Genomic DNA, 15,407 nt, shown 5'->3' with positions numbered 1-15,407 from the left:
CAGTGGCCCGGTGGTTCATGCCGGGCGCAGCGCCCCGGTGACGGCTTCGCGCACGCGCGCCAGCAGGCGTTCGTGCCAGCGCGGGTTGCGCACGAGTTCGGCGCGGTAGAAGCTGGGGCACAGGGTCGCGGCATGCGCGTTGGCGCCGCACAGCCCGCAGCCGACGCAGCCGTCGATCACGGTGGCCACCGGGTCCACCTTCAGCGGGTCGGGGTTGTCCTTCAGCGTCAGCGTGGGGCAGCCCGAGAGCCGGATGCAGGCGTGGTCGCCGGTGCACACGTCCTCGTCGACGCCGTACTTCACGCGCTGCACGCGTTCGCCGCGCGCCAGCAGGCCGGCGATCCAGGGCTTGATGCGGCGCTGGCGCTCGAGCTGGCATTCGCCTTCGGCCACCACCACCTTCAGGCCGTTGTACGGGCTCGTCAACGCTTCCTGCAGCGTGCGCCGCATCGCGTCGACGTCGTAGTTGTCGACCACGCGCAGCCACTGCAGGCCCATGCCCTGGAGCGTGTCCTCGATGCTCTGGTTCTTGTGCGCCAGGCTCTGGTGCAGCGTGTCGTTCTTCGCCGCCGCGGCCTTGTCGTCGTCGTCGGGCGTGTTCAGGATGTCCTGCGTGCCGGTGGCCGAGGTGTAGCCGTTCTTCATGATCACCAGCACCGCGTCGTCGCCGTTGAACAGCGCCGCCTGCACGCCGGTGAGCAGCCCGTTGTGCCAGAAGCCGCCGTCGCCCATGATGGCGATGCTGCGCCGCTGCATCATGGGCGACACGCCGGCACGGCTGGCCAGGCTCATGCCGTAGCCCAGGATCGAGTGGCCACTGCTGAAGGGTTCGAAGGTGGCCAGCGCGTGGCAGCCGATGTCGGCCGCGATGTGCACCGGGCCCACGTTCTGCTGCGCCAGCTTCAGCGCACTGAACACCGGCCGCTCGGGGCAGCCGACGCAGAAGCCCGGCGGCCGCGCCGGCAGCGCGCCCAGCGCCTGCGCCACGTCGGCACGGCGCGCGGCGTTGGCGGCCAGCCAGGCGCGCGCGGGGGCCAGGTCCACATCGGGCAGGTGCCGTTCGATGAAGGCCAGCAGCCCCGGCACGATCGCTTCCACCGTGTACTCGCCGGCGGCCGGCAGCAGGTCCTTGCCGTGCAGCGTGGTCTGCACGTCGCCGCGGCGCAGCGCCTGCGCGATGTCCTTCTCGATGTACTCGGGCGAGCCTTCCTCCAGCACCAGCACCGCGCGCCTGCCCGCGCAGAAGGCGCCCACCTCCGCCGGCACCACCGGGTAGGTGACGTTCAGCACCAGGATCGGCACCGCGCTGTCGCCGTAGGCGTCGGCCAGGCCCAGCGTCTGCAGCGCGCGCTGCAGCGCGTTGAACAGCCCGCCCTGCACCACCAGCCCGACCTCGCGGCGCGGGCCGTCCAGGTGTTCGTTCAGCCGGTGCGCGGCGATGTAGGCCTGCGCCGCGGGAATGCGCTGCTCGATCTTCAGCTTCTCGTGGCGGAAGGTCACCGGCGGGTGCGCCAGCCGCATGTAGTCGAAGCCCGCGGGTTCGTCGATCAGCGCGCGCGTGGACAGCGTCGGCGCCACGTTGTCCCGGGCCTCGAAGGTGCCGCGCACGTGGCACGCGCGGATGCGCAGTTCCATCACCGCGGGCATGTTGCTGGCCTCGCTGAGCGCGAAGGCGTGCTCGACCATCCGCACCATGTTGCCGAGCTCCGGCCGCGGGTCGAAGAGGGCCAGCGTGCTCTTCATCGCGTAGGCGTGCGTGCGCTCTTGGATCACGCTGGCGCCTTCGCCGTAGTCTTCGCCCACCACGATGAGCGCGCCGCCCACCACGCCCGGCGAGGCCAGGTTGCTCAAGGCGTCGGCGGCGACGTTGGTGCCGACGATGCTCTTCCAGGTCACCGCGCCGCGCAGCGGGTAGTGCAGCGAGGCGCCCAGCATCGCCGCGGCCGACGCCTCGTTCGAGCAGGCTTCCACGTGCACGCCCAGCGTGTCGAGGTAGGGCCGGGCCTGCACCATCACGTCGAGCAGGTGCGACACCGGCGCACCCTGGTAGCCGCCGATGTAGGCCACGCCCGACTGCAGCAGCGCCTTCGTGATGGCCAGGATGCCTTCGCCATGGAAGGTGTCGCCAGCCCCCAGCTGCAGCTGCTGGATCTGTTCGGTGAACTGGACTTCCATGTCGGCCTGTCTCGTGCCCGTGTTCTTGGAATGCAGCGACTGTAGGCAGCCGCGTGCCATGCGTCCATGCCATGTTCTTTCTAAGTACGATGCACGGCATGCATGTCCGCGACCTCGACCTGAACCTGCTGCACGTGTTTGCTGCGGTGCACACGGCACGCAGCGTCAGCCGCGCGGCCGACGCGCTGGGCATGTCGCAGCCGGCCGTGAGCCACGCGCTCACGCGGCTGCGGCTGGCGCTGCACGACCCGCTGTTCACGCGCGCGCCCGGCGGCGTGCGGCCCACGCCGCGCGCCGAGCAGCTGGCGCGGCAGGTGGAGGCGGCGCTGCAGCTGATCGACGTGGCGCTGCACGAGGCCGAGCACTTCGACGCCGCGCACTCGCAGCGGCGCTTCGCGGTGCACATGAGCGACATCGGCGCCGACGAGTTCCTGCCGCTGCTGATGGCCGGCATCGGCCGCAGCGCGCCCGGCGTGCGCGTCGAGGCGGTGCAGCTGGCGCCCGAGGCCATCGCCCCGGCGCTGGAAGACGGCCGGCTCGACCTCGCCTTCGGCTACCTGCCCGGCCTGCTGGGCGTGGAAAGCGCACCGCTGCTGCAGGAACGCTACGTGGTGCTGCTGCGGCGCGGCCACCCGCAGGCGCGCGCGCTGCGCGACCGTGCGGCGCTGGAGGCGCTGGACTTCATCCTGGTGGCCAGCCACGCCGAGCCGGCCCGCGCGCTCCACCTGCTGGGGCTGCAGCCGCGCATCCGCCTGACGCTGCCGCACTTCACGGTGGTGCCGCCGATCCTGGCCGCCACCGACCTGGCGGTCATCATGCCGCTGCGCCCGGCGCTGCGTTTCGCGCAGCACCACGCGCTGCAGGTGCTGGAGCCCGACCTGGGCCTGCCGCCCTTCACCGTGGCCATGCACTGGACCTGGCGCCAGAACCACGACCCCGGCCACCGCTGGCTGCGTGCGCAGGCGCAGGCGATGCGGTTCACGCCGACGCCGCGGCGGCGCGGCGCACACTGACGCCGGCCGCCGCCGGGCACCCCCGGGCCATGGATACTGCGCCCATGCAGACCGCCGACGACACCCCTGAAGGCAGGCGCGGGCACGCCGCCGGCGCCATCACCATCCGGCGCGGCGACCTCGACGCCGCCGCCCGCCAGCAGCAGCTGCCGCCCGGCACGGCCGATGCGCTGTGGCGCTTCCTGGCCGACCGCGCCGGCAGCACCCCGGTCGGCGCACCCGAAGACGCGCGCTTCACCTTCACCCACACGCTGTACTACCTGGGCGGGCTGCTGGCCATCGGCGCGGCCACGCTGTTCATGACGCAGGGCTTCGAGCGCCTGGGGCCGGCGGCGCTGCTGGCCATCGCGGTGGTGTACGCCGCCCTGTGCGTGTGGGCGGCGCGGGCGCTGCAGGCGCGCGCGCTGGAGGTGCCGGCAGGCATCCTGGCCACGCTGGCGGTGTGCCTGGTGCCGCTGGCCACCTGGGCGCTGCAGCAGCTGCTGGGCCTGTGGCCCGAAGGCGGCACCGAGCGCTACGCGGCGTACCACACCCGCATCGACTGGCGCTGGCTCACGCTGGAACTGGTGACGCTGGTGGCCGCCGCGTTGGCCCTGTGGGCGCTGCGCACGCCGTTCCTGACGATGCCGGTGGCCTTCACGCTGTGGTACCTGGGCATGGACCTGGCACGCCTGGTGGTGGCGCGCGACACGCCGGGCGCCTGGGAGTTCTACCGCGACTTCTCGATGTTCTTCGGCCTGCTGATGGTGCTGCTGGCGTTCTGGATCGACCAGCGCAGCCGCAGCCGCGACCCGCGGGCGCCGGGCTCGCGGCGCGACTACGCCTTCTGGCTGTACCTGCTGGGCATGCTGAGCTTCTGGGGCGCGCTCAGCGCCCGGCAGACCGACAGCGAGCTGGCCAAGGCCGCCTACGCCGCGCTGAACCTGGGCTTCGTCGTGCTCGGCGCGGTGCTGCAGCGGCGCGTGTTCACGGTCTGCGGCGCCTTCGGCGTGGCGGGCTACCTGGGCTACTTGAGCGCGCGCGTGTTCGAGGACAGCCTGCTGTTTCCGGTGGCGCTGACCGCCATCGGCCTGGCCGTCATCGTGGCCGGCCTGTGGTGGCAGCGGCACGAGCAGGCCGTGCAGGCCGCGCTGTGGCGGCGGCTGCCGCCGGCGCTGCGCGGCTGGCTGCCGCCGCCGTGATCACAGGCTCTCGGCCTCGTCGCCCCAGGGCAGCATCAGCGCCAGCAGCAGCAGTTGCTGGAACTCGGGCTCGAAGCGGTCGATGATCTCCTGCGGGTGCGGGCACAGCTTCTGGTCGGTGATGAGCCCGAACTGCACGCCACCGCCGTAGCTGAGGATGCTGACGCCGACGCCGATGTCGCCCGAGGCTGGCACCCAGAACATCGTCTGGCGCAACGTCGAGCCGCACAGCTGCAGCGGCACCGCCGGGCCCGGCACGTTGGTCATCACCGCGGTGGCCTTCTTCGCGAACATGCCCAGCACCGCGTCCTGCACCGGCTTGATGAACAGGCCCGCCATCGCCAGCACCGCGAACGCCAGCAGCGGCTGGTAGCTGCCCTTGAGCTCGCGCATGCGCTGGCGCACCGCGTACACGCGCTCCACCGGGTTGTCGATGCCGATCGGCAGCACCAGCGGCGCCAGGCCGAAGCGGTTGCCGAGCTGCCAGGCCTTGTCCAGCGGCCGCAGGTTCACCGGCACCATCGCGCGGATCTCCTTGCCGGTGGGGTCCTCGCCCTGCGCGCGCAGCCAGCCGCCGATGGCGCCGGCGGCGCACGACAGCAGCACGTCGTTGATGGAGCAGTGCAGCGCCTTGCCCACCACCTTCACCGCGTCCAGCGGCAGCGGCTCGCCCCAGGCCACCACCTTGCGGCCGATCGGCTTGCCCTTCAGCAGCGTCGGCGCGTCGTCGGCCATCAGCGCCAGCGCCGCCACGTCGCTGACGACCTGGTAGCCCTGCTTGGCCATGTCGAGCGAGCCCATCAGCCCCTGCTGCGGATGCGACAGCATCTCCATCGACTTCGCCACCCCGCCGCCGTACATGCCGATGGCCTTCACGGTGATGTCGGTCAGCGGCTTGAGCACCGCGTCGGCGAGCCAGTCGCCTTCGTGCGGTCCGGCCTCGGCGTCGGCGCTGCCGCGGCGGCGGCGCTTCGGCGGGTCGGCGCCGCCGTCGGTGATGGACATCATCACCGAGATCAGCGCGATGCCGTCGCCGATGCAGTGGTGCACGCGCGCCACCAGCGCCGAGCCGCCTTCGTAGCCGTCGACCAGGTGGAACTGCCACAGCGGCCGGTCGTGGTCCAGCGGCGTGGTGGCGAGCTGCCCGCACAGCGCCTGCAGCGCGGCGCGCTCGCCCTGCCCCTTCACGCGCGGCAGCGTGGCATGCACGACGTGGTGCGCGATGTCGAAGTCCGGGTCGGGCACCCAGGTGGCGCCCATCGCGTCCTGCACCGCCTTCTGGCGGAAGCGGTCGTACTTCAGCAGCTTGTCGGCGACGCGCTCGCGCAGCGCCTGCAGCGTGATGCCGGGGGTGATGAGCCAGACCCCGACGATCATCATCAGGTTGACCTCGTTGTCCATGCGCAGCCACGCGGTATCGACGCGCGACATGCGCTCGGCTTCGGCCATCGGGGTTCTCCTTGACGCGGGGGCGTTGACGATGCTGGGTAACATCACGAGCGTCTATTCTGAGTTTCACGCACGGGAGTCACGCCATGGCCGACCTGAAAGCCGCCTTCGAAGCCGCCGTTGCCGCGAGCAAGGGCCTGCCCGAGAAGCCCGACAACATGACGCTGCTGAAGATCTACGCGCTGTACAAGCAGGCCACGGCCGGTGACGTGGAAGGCAAGCGTCCGGGCTTCACCGACATGGTGGGCCGCGCCAAGTACGACGCCTGGGCCGGCTTCAAGGGCAAGAGCGCCGACGAGGCGATGCAGGAGTACATCGACCTGATCGAGAGCCTGAAGTAGGCCGGCGGGCTGCTCGCCCGCAGGCCGCCTTCAGCCCGCCTTCTTCGCCTTCTTCGCGGGCGTGCCGCCCTTGGCCAGCAGCGCGTCCAGGTTCTTCTGGATCTCGCCTTCGATCGTCTTGCTGAAGGCACCGAGCAGGAAGCCGAGCTTGGCGTTCAGGTCGAAGTGGTCGGCCGCGACGATCAGCGTGCCGTTGACGCCGCTGCGCTTGAACTCCACGGTGTCGCTGGTCTCGCCTTCGATCACCGAGCACTCCATGTCGAACTGCTGCTCGACCTGCTCGGCCCACTGCCAGGCGATCTTGCGGGCCTTGGCCAGGCCCAGGCTGTGCGCGCGGTGGATCTTGATGTCGGACACGGGCGGGTCTCCTCAGGGTGGGCCGGCCAGTCTGGCGCGGCGTTCGTCTTTCGGCAAGGCGGCCAGCGTGCGCACCTCGGCGTAGAAGCGCTGGAAGTCGCCGCCGCTGCGCTCGAACAGCGCCTCGAACTGCGGCACCAGCTCGTTGTAGGCCGCCTGCACGCCGAAGGCTGCGTTGTTGGCACGCGCGATCCAGCCGTCGTAGCGGCTGTCACCGTTCCAGCGCGTGGCCTTGAGCATGGCGTGCTCGGCGCGCATCGCGGCCAGCACCTCGGCCTTGCGGCGGCGCTTGTCGGCGTCGCCGGCGTCGCTGGCGTACACGGCCAGCAGCTGCGCGCGGGTGCGGGCCGTGAGCGCGCGGAAGTCCTCGCGGCGCGCCTCCTGCGCCGCGTGTTCGGCGCGGGCCTCGGCGCTGGCATGCCGCTGCAGCCAGCGCTGGCCGCCGATGCGTTCCACCGCGCCGGCGAACGACTCGTTGAACGTGGTGTCGTCGGCGGCGTAGGCCACCTGGTGCGCCAGTTCGTGGAAGATCAGCCGCGCCAGCTCGCCTTCGGGCCAGTGCACGAAGGTGTTCAGCAGCGGGTCGCCGCCCAGCCAGTTGGTCCAGCCGAGCGTGCTGTAGGCCGGCACGCCGTAGACGCTGGTCTCCCAGCCCTGGCCCTGCAGTTCGGCCGCCAGCGCGTCGGCCGGCGCGCGGCTGAAGTAGCCGCGGTAGCCGACGCAGCCCATCAGCGGGAAGCACCAGGTCTTCAGCGTCAGCGACAGCTCGGGGGCGGCCACCACGTTCCAGACCACGGCGCTGCGCTGCAGGTCGGCATAGCCGCGGTAGCTGCGGTTGTCGGGCAGCAGCAGTTCCTGCGTGGCGAAGTCGCGCAGGCGCTGCGTGAGCAGCAGGCGCTCGCGCAGCGCGGGCGGCGTGGCCGGGTCGTCCAGCCACTCGGCGACGGGGCGCGTGCGCTGCAGCAGGTCGAGGTGGCCGCCGACCGCCTGCGCGTAGTAGCCCAGCCCGCCCGTCGTGCCGCAGCCGGGCAGCGTCAGCAGGGCTGCCAGCCCCGCTGCCGCGACGACGACGCGACGCCCGCGCATCAGGCGCCGGGCGCTGCGGCGGTCTCGGGCGCAACCTCGACCAGGCAGTCGTAGAACGACGGCGCGCGGCCGATGTCGGTGAGCCGCTGGTGCGTGAGCTCGTTGACGTTGGTGCCGTTGCGGCCGAACTTGCGCCACCACACGCCCAGGCCGTTGACCACGCCCGGCCGCGCGCGCGCGTTCAGCGCCGCGCGGCAGACGTGGCGGCCGCGGTCGTTGAACACCACCACGACGTCGCCGTCGGCGATGCCACGCGCCGCCGCGTCCTGCGGGTGCAGTTCCACCAGCGGCTCGCCCTCGATGCTGCGCAGGCTCTTCACGTTGACGAAGGTGCTGTTGAGGAAGTGACGCGCCGGCGGCGAGATCATCGCCAGCGGGTAGCGCGCCGCCAGTTCGGGCGTGGTCGCAGCGCTTTCGTGGTTGGGCACGTGGTCGGGCACGCCCAGGCCGGGCGCGTCGACGATCACCTTGCCGCTGGGCGTGGGGAAGCCGCCTTCGGCAAACGGCGCGTCGGGCACCGGCAGCGGCGCCCAGCCCTGGCGCTGCAGCAGCGCGAACGGCACCACCTCGGGCTTGTAGGCGCCGCGCACCAGCGTCTCGTCGTCGTCGGCGAAACACGGCTCGGTGAAGCCCATGCGCGCGGCCAGCGCGCGGAAGATCGCGGTGTTGGGGCGGCTCTGGCCCAGCGGCGCGATCGCGGGCTCGTTCAGCAGCGCGCTGGTGTGGCCGTAGGCGCCGTGCACGTCCCAGTGCTCCAACTGCGTGGTGGCGGGCAGCACGTAGTCGGCGTGGTCGGCGGTGTCGGTGAGGAAGTGCTCCAGCACCACGGTGAACAGGTCCTCGCGCCGGAAGCCGGCGACGACGCGGCCGCTGTGCGGCGCCACCGCCACCGGGTTGCTGTTGTAGACGACGACGGCCTCGATCTTCGGCCCAAAGGCGGGCGAGGCGGCGCGCAGCAGGTCGTCGCCGATGGTGCTCATGTTGATGGTGCGCGGCTGGCGGCCGGCCAGCAGGTCGGGCCGCTGCAGCCAGGCGTCGTCGCGCGCGGGCTTGAACCAGCCCGACGCCGACAGCAGCATGCCGCCGGCGCGATGCCGCCAGGCGCCCGTCAGGCAGGGCAGCAGCGCCACCAGCCGCACCGCGTTGCCGCCGCCGTGCACACGCTGCATGCCGTAGTTCAGCCGGATGGCCGCCGGCCGCGTGCTGCCGTAGTCGCGCGCCAGGCCACGCACCTCGTCGGCGCTGATGCCGCAGACCGCCGCCGCGCGCTCGGGCGGCCACTGCAGCGCGCGCTCGCGCAGCGCCGGCCAGCCGTCGACATGGCGGGCGATGTAGTCGTGGTCGAGCCAGTCGTGCACGATCAGCTCGTGCATCAGCCCCAGCGCCAGCGCGCCGTCGGTGCCGGGCAGCAGCGCGATGTGCTGGTGGCACTTCTCGGCCGTCTCGGTGCGGCGCGGGTCGATGCACACCAGCTTCGCGCCGTTGCGCTTGGCCTGCTGCGCCAGCGTCCAGAAGTGCAGGTTCGACGCGATCGAGTTGCTGCCCCAGATCAGGATCAGCCGGCTCTCGGCATAGAACTCCATGCGCATGCCGACCTTGCCGCCGTAGGTGGCGGCCAGCGCGTCACCGCCGGCCGAGGCGCAGATCGTGCGGTCCAGCAGCGAGGCGCCGAGCTTGTGGAAGAAGCGCGCGGCCATGCTCTCGCCCTGCACCAGGCCCATCGTGCCCGCGTAGCTGTAGGGCAGGATGGCCTGCGGGTCGCGCGCGGCGATGGCACGCAGCCGCGCCGCGATGTCGTCCAGCGCCGCGTCCCACGACACCGGCTCGAACTGCCCGCTGCCCTTCGGACCCACCCGCTTCAGCGGCTGCAGCACACGTTCGGCGTGGTAGGTGCGCTCGGGGTAGCGGCTGACCTTGGTGCACAGCGCTCCCTGCGTGGTGGCGTGCTCGGGGTTGCCCTGCACCCGCACGGCACGGCCGTCTTCCACCGTGACCAGCATCGCGCAGGTGTCGGGGCAGTCGTGCGGACAGGCGGCGCGCACGACGCGGCTGGCGGCGGTCGTGTGCTGTTGCGCACTTTCTGGCGTGTTCTGGGCGATATTCGTCATGACTGATGAAATAATCCGGGCTGCTCTGCGATGGTGCCACGACCGGGCACCACAGAAGGCGCCCACCATGCACCACCACGCTCCGATCCTCACCCGCCGCCAGGCCGCGGCCTTGTTCGGTGCGCTGGCGCTGCCCGGCGCCGCCGCCGCCGAGCCCGGCGTCGGGGCGGACACGCTCACCGTCGGGCAGAGCATCACGCTGCAAGGCGGCAAGAACCTGGTGGGCGTGGCCGTCCACGAAGGCGTGCGTCTGCAGCTCGACGCCGTGAACGCCGCGGGGGGCGTGAACGGGCGCCGCATCGTGCTGCGCACGCTGGACGACGACAACAGCAGCCAGCGCGCCGCCGCCAACGCGCGGCAGCTCGTGCAGGAAGGCGTCTTCATGCTCTTCGGCAGCATCGAGGGCGGGCCGTCGACGGCCGTGGCCGAGGTGGCCAGCACCGCGCGCGTGCCCTTCTTCGGGCCGATGGCGGGCTCGCCGTCGCTGCGCAGGCCGCACCAGGAGATGGTGTTTCCGGTGCGGGCCGAACACCGCGAGGAGTTCCGCGAGCTGCTGCGCTACGGCCACAGCCTGGGGCTGCGCACGGCGGCGTTCTTCCACAGCGACACCGACGTCGGCCGCGCCCACCTGGCCAACGTGCGCCTGCTGTGCGACGAGCTCGGCCTGCAGCTGACGCTGCCGCTGGCCGCGAAGTCGGGCCTGGCCGATGCCGACATCGACACCATGGCGCGTCAGATCGCCGCCACCCAGCCCGGCCTGTGCTTCAACCACGGCAGCATCGGGCCCTACGGCAAGCTGGTGGCTCTCGTCAGGCGCGCCGGCGCCCGCACGCTGATGATGGCGGTGAACTCGGGCTCGACCGAACTGGCGCGCAGCCTCGGCACCCTGGCGCACGGCATGGTGTTCACGCAGGTGGTGCCCAGCCCCTGGGAACGCAAGCACGCGATCACGCGCGAGTACCAGGAGGCGTTGCGCCGCGCGCGCCCCGACGCCGACTTCAGCTACGGCGGTCTCGAGGGCTTCCTGACCGCCAAGGCGCTGGTGCTGGCGCTGCGCGCGGCCGGCACCGCGCCCACGCGCGCCAGCCTGCTGGCGGGCCTGCAGGGCCTGCAGGCCGACCTGGGCGGACTGCGCCTGCGCTTCCGGCCGGGCGACCACGAGGGCGCGAAGTACGTGGATCTGGCGATTTTCGGCAAAGACGGTCGATTCATTCACTGACGCCGCGTCCCCGGCCGACTAGCATCTGCGGCGGTCCTCGTGACCTCTCGTTTCCACGGAGCCCCCTCGGATGCATCGCCGCCACGCCCTGTCCCTCCTCGCTTCCGGCCCGGCTGCCGCCCTGGCGCTGCCGGCCTGGGCCCAGTCCGACCGCCGTCTCGTGCTCGGCCAGTCCTGCGCGCTCAGCGGCCCGGCGGCCCAGCTCGGCCTGCAGATGAACCGCGGCGCCCGGATCTACTTCGACCGCCTGAACGCCCAGGGCGGCGTCAACGGCCGCACCATCGAGCTGAAGTCGCTGGACGACGGCTACGAGCCCGACCGCTGCAAGGCCAACACCGAGACGCTGATCAGGGACGACGTGTTCGCGCTCTTCGGCTACGTCGGCACGCCGACCTCGCTGGCCGCGCTGCCGTTGGTGAACGCGGCGCGCATCCCCTTCATCGGCCCGTTCACGGGCGCCGAGGCGCTGCGCGAACCCTTCAGCCGCTACGTCTTCCACGTGCGCGCCTCGTACTACGACGAGACGGCGCTGATCGTGAAGCAGCTGACCTCGCTGGGACTGACGCGCATCGCGGTGTTCCGCCAGAACGACAGCTACGGCCAGGCCGGCCTGGACGGCGTGGTCCGCGCGCTGAAGGCGCAGAAGCTGGAGCCGGCGGCCATCGGCCTGGTGGAGCGCAACTCGGTGGACGTGGCCGCGGCCGTCGGCGCCATCGTCGCCAAGCAGCCGCACGCGGTGGTGCAGATCGGCGCCTACAAGGGCTGCGCGGCGTTCATCCGCGCCGCGCGCAAGGCCGGCTACGGCGGCACGTTCTACAACGTGTCGTTCGTCGGCACGCAGGCACTGGCCGACGAACTGGGCAAGGACGGCCTGGGCGTGGTCGTCAGCCAGGTCATGCCGTTCCCGTTCAGCACCACGACGCCGATCGCGCGGGAATACCGCGAGGCCGTGCAGCAGGCCGGCGGCGACGCCACGGCCAACTACTCCAGCATGGAGGGCTACATGGCGGCCAAGATCTTCACCGAAGGGCTGCGCCGCGCCGGCAGCGCCACGCGCGACGGGCTCATCGCCGGGCTGGAAACCCTGCAGCGCTTCGACGCCGGCGGCTACCAGGTCAGCTACAGCGCGCGCGACCACCAGGGATCGAGCTTCGTCGACCTGTCGATGCTGACCGGCGACGGCAAGGTCCGGCGCTGACCCGTCCCGCACCCGGGGCACACCGCCCTGGGTAAGATGGCCGCTTCCACCGAACACCGCCCCGTCGCGGGGAGCAGCCATGCAACTGATCGAGTCCATCCTGGCCGACGCCGCCAGCGTCACGGCGCTGCGACGCGACATCCACGCGCACCCCGAGCTCTGCTTCGAGGAAGTGCGCACCTCCGACCTGATTGCCAAGTCGCTCACCGAGTGGGGCATCCCAGTGCACCGCGGCATGGGCAAGACCGGCGTGGTCGGCATCGTCAAGAACGGCACGTCGAACCGCGCCGTGGGCCTGCGCGCCGACATCGACGCGCTGCCGATGACCGAGCACAACCACTTCCCGCACCGCAGCCAGCACCACGGCAGGATGCACGCCTGCGGCCATGACGGCCACACCGCGATGCTGCTGGCCGCGGCGAAGCACCTGAGCCGCCACCGCAACTTCGACGGCACCGTCTACCTCGTGTTCCAGCCGGCCGAGGAAGGCGGCGGCGGCGCGCACGAGATGATCAAGGACGGCCTGTTCGAGAAGTTCCCGATGGAGGCCATCTTCGGCGCCCACAACTGGCCCGGCATGGCGGTCGGCCAGTTCGCACTGAAGAGCGGGCCGGTGTTCGCGAGCTCCAACGAGTTCAGGATCGTGATCCGCGGCAAGGGCGCGCACGCCGCGCTGCCGCACAACGGCGTCGACCCGGTGCCGGTGGCCTGCCAGATGGTGCAGGCCTTCCAGACCATCGTCACGCGCAACAAGAAGCCGATCGAGACCGCGGTCATCTCGGTGACGATGATCCACACCGGCGAGGCCACCAACGTCATCCCCGACAGCTGCGAGATCCGGGGCACGGTGCGCACCTTCACGACCGAGGTGCTCGACATGGTCGAGCGGCGCATGCAGCAGATCGCCGAGGCCACCTGCACCGCGTTCGAGGCGCGCTGCGAGTTCAGCTTCAAGCGCAACTACCCGCCGACCGTGAACCACGCGAAGGAGACCGCCTTCGCGCGCGCGCTGCTGGGCGAGGTGGTCGGCCCCGAGAACGTGCAGGAGTTCGAGCCCACGATGGGCGCCGAGGACTTCAGCTTCTTCCTGCAGCAGTTGCCGGGCTGCTACTTCCTGATCGGCAACGGCGACGGCGCGCACCGCGAGGGCGGCCACGGCCTGGGCCCTTGCATGCTGCACAACCCCAGCTACGACTTCAACGACGACCTGATCCCGCTGGGCGCAACCGCCTGGGTGCGGCTGGCCGAGAAGTGGCTCGGCACGCCGCGTGCGGCCTGAGTCTGCATGAGCGACGCCTTCTTCGCCCAGACCTACGCCGAGGCGCGCGGCAAGTTCCTGGACGCGGCGCAGGCCGCCGGCCTGTCGGTGCAGCCGCACGTGCACCCGCTGCCCGGCCGCGACGGCGAGACGCTGGCGATGGACGTGGTGCGTGCCGGCAGCGCCGACGCGCCCCGCCTGCTGCTGGTCAGCAGCGCCTGCCACGGCGTCGAGGGCTTCTGCGGCTCGGGCGTGCAGAACGCGCTGCTCGCCGACGCCGGCTTCCATGCCGACGCCGCCCGCGCCGGCGTGGCCGTGCTCTACGTGCACGGCCTCAACCCCTGGGGCTTCTCGTGGTGGCGGCGCACCACGCACGAGAACGTCGACCTGAACCGCAACTGGCACGACTTCGACCGCCCGCTGCCGGTCAACCCGGCCTACGAGCAGCTGGCGGCGGCGTTCGTGCCCGACCTGTGGCCGCCCACGCCCGAGACCACGGCGCAGCTGGCGGCCTTCGGCGCCGCGCACGGCGCGCGCGCGCTGCAGACGGCGCTCAGCGCCGGGCAGCACACGCACCCCGACGGCCTGTTCTACGGTGGCCGGGCGCCCACCTGGAGCCAGCAGACGCTGCGCAGCGTACTGCGCGCACACGCCACACGCTGCACGCAGCTGGCGTGGATCGACCTGCACACGGGGCTGGGCCCCAGCGGCCACGGCGAGAGGATCTACGCGGGCCACGACGACGCCGCCAACGTGGCCCGCGCCCGGGCCTGGTGGGGTGACGTGACCTCCATCTACGACGGCAGCTCCACCTCGGCGCGGCTCACCGGCATGATGTTCGACGCCGCCTACCAGGAATGCGCGCAGGCCGCCTACACCGGCATCGCGCTGGAGTACGGCACGCTGCCCTGGGACGACGTCACCAACGCGCTGCGCGCCGACCAGTGGCTGCAGAACCACCCCGAGGCGCCGCCCGCGCAGCGCGCGGCCATCAAGCAGCAGCTGCGCGACGCCTTCTACGTCGACACGCCGGCCTGGAAGCGGCAGATCGTCGAACAGGGTCTGCAGGCCGCGCGGCAGGCCGTGACCGGGCTGGCCGGCCTGGCCGCGTAGTTCCGCGCTGCCGGTCGCGGCAGCGCGCACGGGACCACATGGGACCACATGGGACAAAGCCCGCCGCATTTGTCCTATTGACAGAACATTAGGACCAGAATTACGGTCAGGCCCGTGAAGGCCGACCTGCCGCTGCCCAAGTACCACCAGATCTACCTGGTGCTGCGCGAGCAGTTGCAGGACGGCGGGTTCGCCGGCGGCCTGCCCGGCGAGCTGGCGCTGGCCGAGCAGTTCGGCGTCGCCCGCGTCACCGTGCGCCGGGCGCTGGAGCAGCTGGCCGCGGAGGGCCTGATCGACCGCACGCCGGGCCGCGGCACCGTGCCGCGCGCGGGACGTCCGGCCGCGCGCGAGGGCCAGCGCGCCCACCTCACGGGACTGCTGGAGAACATCGTCTCGATGGGCCTGCGCACCAAGGTGCGCGTGCTGGCCTGCGACGTGCTGCCCGCGCCCGAAGCCGTGGCCCAGGCGCTGCGATTGCCGCCCGGCGCCGCCGTGCAGAAGGCCGTGCGCGTGCGCTCCACGCGCGAAGGGCCGCTGTCGCTGATCACCACCCACGTGCCCGAGCCGCTGGCGCGCGGCTTCGGCCGCCGCGAGCTGGCGGCCAAGCCGCTGCTGATCCTGCTGGAAGAGTCGGGTGTGCGCATCGGCCGCGCGGTGCAGACCATCTCGGCGAAGCTGGCCGACGCCGCCGTGGCGCGCCACCTCGACGTGCAGGTGGGCTCGGCGCTGCTGGCCGTGACGCGGCTGATCCACGACGACGCCGACCGGCCCGTGCAGTGGCTGCACGGCCTGTACCGCCCCGACCGCTACCAGTACGAGATGCAGCTCTCGCGCGTGGGCGGCATCGACGCCAAGGTCTGGGTCAGCACCGAGATCTCCGCGCACTTCCATTGAACGTCCGCACGGAAC

The 15,407-nt window shown here is 71.9% G+C and carries 13 protein-coding genes; 8 read left to right on the top strand and 5 right to left on the bottom strand.

From position 1 onward, the window contains the following. Positions 1-15: 15 nt before the first annotated feature. Positions 16-2,175, bottom strand: coding sequence for a thiamine pyrophosphate-dependent enzyme (locus tag ACPOLB_RS19380; RefSeq protein WP_425257668.1), 2,160 nt, complete (start codon positions 2,173-2,175; stop codon positions 16-18). Between the two features lie 98 nt (positions 2,176-2,273). Here ACPOLB_RS19380 and ACPOLB_RS19375 point away from each other — a divergent pair, with 98 nt between their 5' ends. Next, entirely contained in the window at positions 2,274-3,188 is a 915-nt protein-coding gene (locus ACPOLB_RS19375; RefSeq protein WP_425257667.1) for a LysR family transcriptional regulator, read from the top strand. Positions 3,189-3,232: 44 nt separating this feature from the next. Then, a complete protein-coding gene (locus ACPOLB_RS19370; protein WP_425257666.1) occupies positions 3,233-4,369 on the top strand; it encodes a DUF2157 domain-containing protein in 1,137 nt (378 codons plus the stop codon). On the opposite strand, the gene ACPOLB_RS19365 is transcribed toward ACPOLB_RS19370, so the two are convergent. Beyond that, positions 4,370-5,818 carry a wax ester/triacylglycerol synthase family O-acyltransferase gene (locus ACPOLB_RS19365; RefSeq protein WP_425257665.1) on the bottom strand — a complete coding sequence of 483 codons (1,449 nt, stop codon included), beginning with the start codon at positions 5,816-5,818 and terminating at the stop codon, positions 4,370-4,372. It lies immediately after the preceding gene. Between the two features lie 86 nt (positions 5,819-5,904). Here ACPOLB_RS19365 and ACPOLB_RS19360 point away from each other — a divergent pair, with 86 nt between their 5' ends. Then, a complete protein-coding gene (locus tag ACPOLB_RS19360; protein ID WP_425257664.1) occupies positions 5,905-6,159 on the top strand; it encodes an acyl-CoA-binding protein in 255 nt (84 codons plus the stop codon). Between the two features lie 30 nt (positions 6,160-6,189). On the opposite strand, the gene ACPOLB_RS19355 is transcribed toward ACPOLB_RS19360, so the two are convergent. The 3 genes from ACPOLB_RS19355 to ACPOLB_RS19345 are packed head-to-tail and all read right to left on the bottom strand — an operon-like array spanning position 6,190 to position 9,710. Continuing rightward, complete coding sequence (locus ACPOLB_RS19355; protein WP_425257663.1) at positions 6,190-6,516, bottom strand: polyhydroxyalkanoic acid system family protein; 327 nt, start codon at positions 6,514-6,516, stop codon at positions 6,190-6,192. Between the two features lie 12 nt (positions 6,517-6,528). After that, the gene (locus tag ACPOLB_RS19350) at positions 6,529-7,602 is read right to left on the bottom strand and encodes an aminopeptidase (RefSeq protein WP_425257662.1); all 1,074 of its coding nucleotides are present in this window, start codon (positions 7,600-7,602) and stop codon (positions 6,529-6,531) included. Then, positions 7,602-9,710, bottom strand: a complete 2,109-nt coding sequence (locus ACPOLB_RS19345; RefSeq protein ID WP_425257661.1) for a molybdopterin-containing oxidoreductase family protein — start codon at positions 9,708-9,710, stop codon at positions 7,602-7,604. The genes ACPOLB_RS19350 and ACPOLB_RS19345 overlap by 1 nt, the downstream gene beginning before the upstream one ends. Positions 9,711-9,777: 67 nt before the next feature. Between ACPOLB_RS19345 and ACPOLB_RS19340 the strand changes: the two genes are divergently transcribed. From ACPOLB_RS19340 to ACPOLB_RS19320, 5 genes are all read left to right on the top strand, one after another. Next, positions 9,778-10,929, top strand: a complete 1,152-nt coding sequence (locus tag ACPOLB_RS19340) for an ABC transporter substrate-binding protein (protein WP_425257660.1) — start codon at positions 9,778-9,780, stop codon at positions 10,927-10,929. Positions 10,930-10,999: 70 nt separating this feature from the next. After that, positions 11,000-12,127 carry an ABC transporter substrate-binding protein gene (locus ACPOLB_RS19335; RefSeq protein ID WP_425257658.1) on the top strand — a complete coding sequence of 376 codons (1,128 nt, stop codon included), beginning with the start codon at positions 11,000-11,002 and terminating at the stop codon, positions 12,125-12,127. 79 nt (positions 12,128-12,206) lie between these two features. After that, complete coding sequence (locus tag ACPOLB_RS19330; protein ID WP_425257657.1) at positions 12,207-13,406, top strand: M20 aminoacylase family protein; 1,200 nt, start codon at positions 12,207-12,209, stop codon at positions 13,404-13,406. Between the two features lie 6 nt (positions 13,407-13,412). Continuing rightward, a complete protein-coding gene (locus tag ACPOLB_RS19325; protein ID WP_425257656.1) occupies positions 13,413-14,498 on the top strand; it encodes a M14 family metallopeptidase in 1,086 nt (361 codons plus the stop codon). Positions 14,499-14,612: 114 nt separating this feature from the next. Beyond that, a complete protein-coding gene (locus tag ACPOLB_RS19320; protein WP_425257655.1) occupies positions 14,613-15,392 on the top strand; it encodes a GntR family transcriptional regulator in 780 nt (259 codons plus the stop codon). Positions 15,393-15,407 lie beyond the last annotated feature (15 nt).

The sequence above is a fragment of the Rubrivivax soli genome (genome assembly GCF_049810355.1).
GTDB lineage: Bacteria > Pseudomonadota > Gammaproteobacteria > Burkholderiales > Burkholderiaceae_C > Rubrivivax.
Note: the sequence above shows the minus strand (reverse complement) of the source record. Positions and strands in the feature narration are given on the sequence as shown.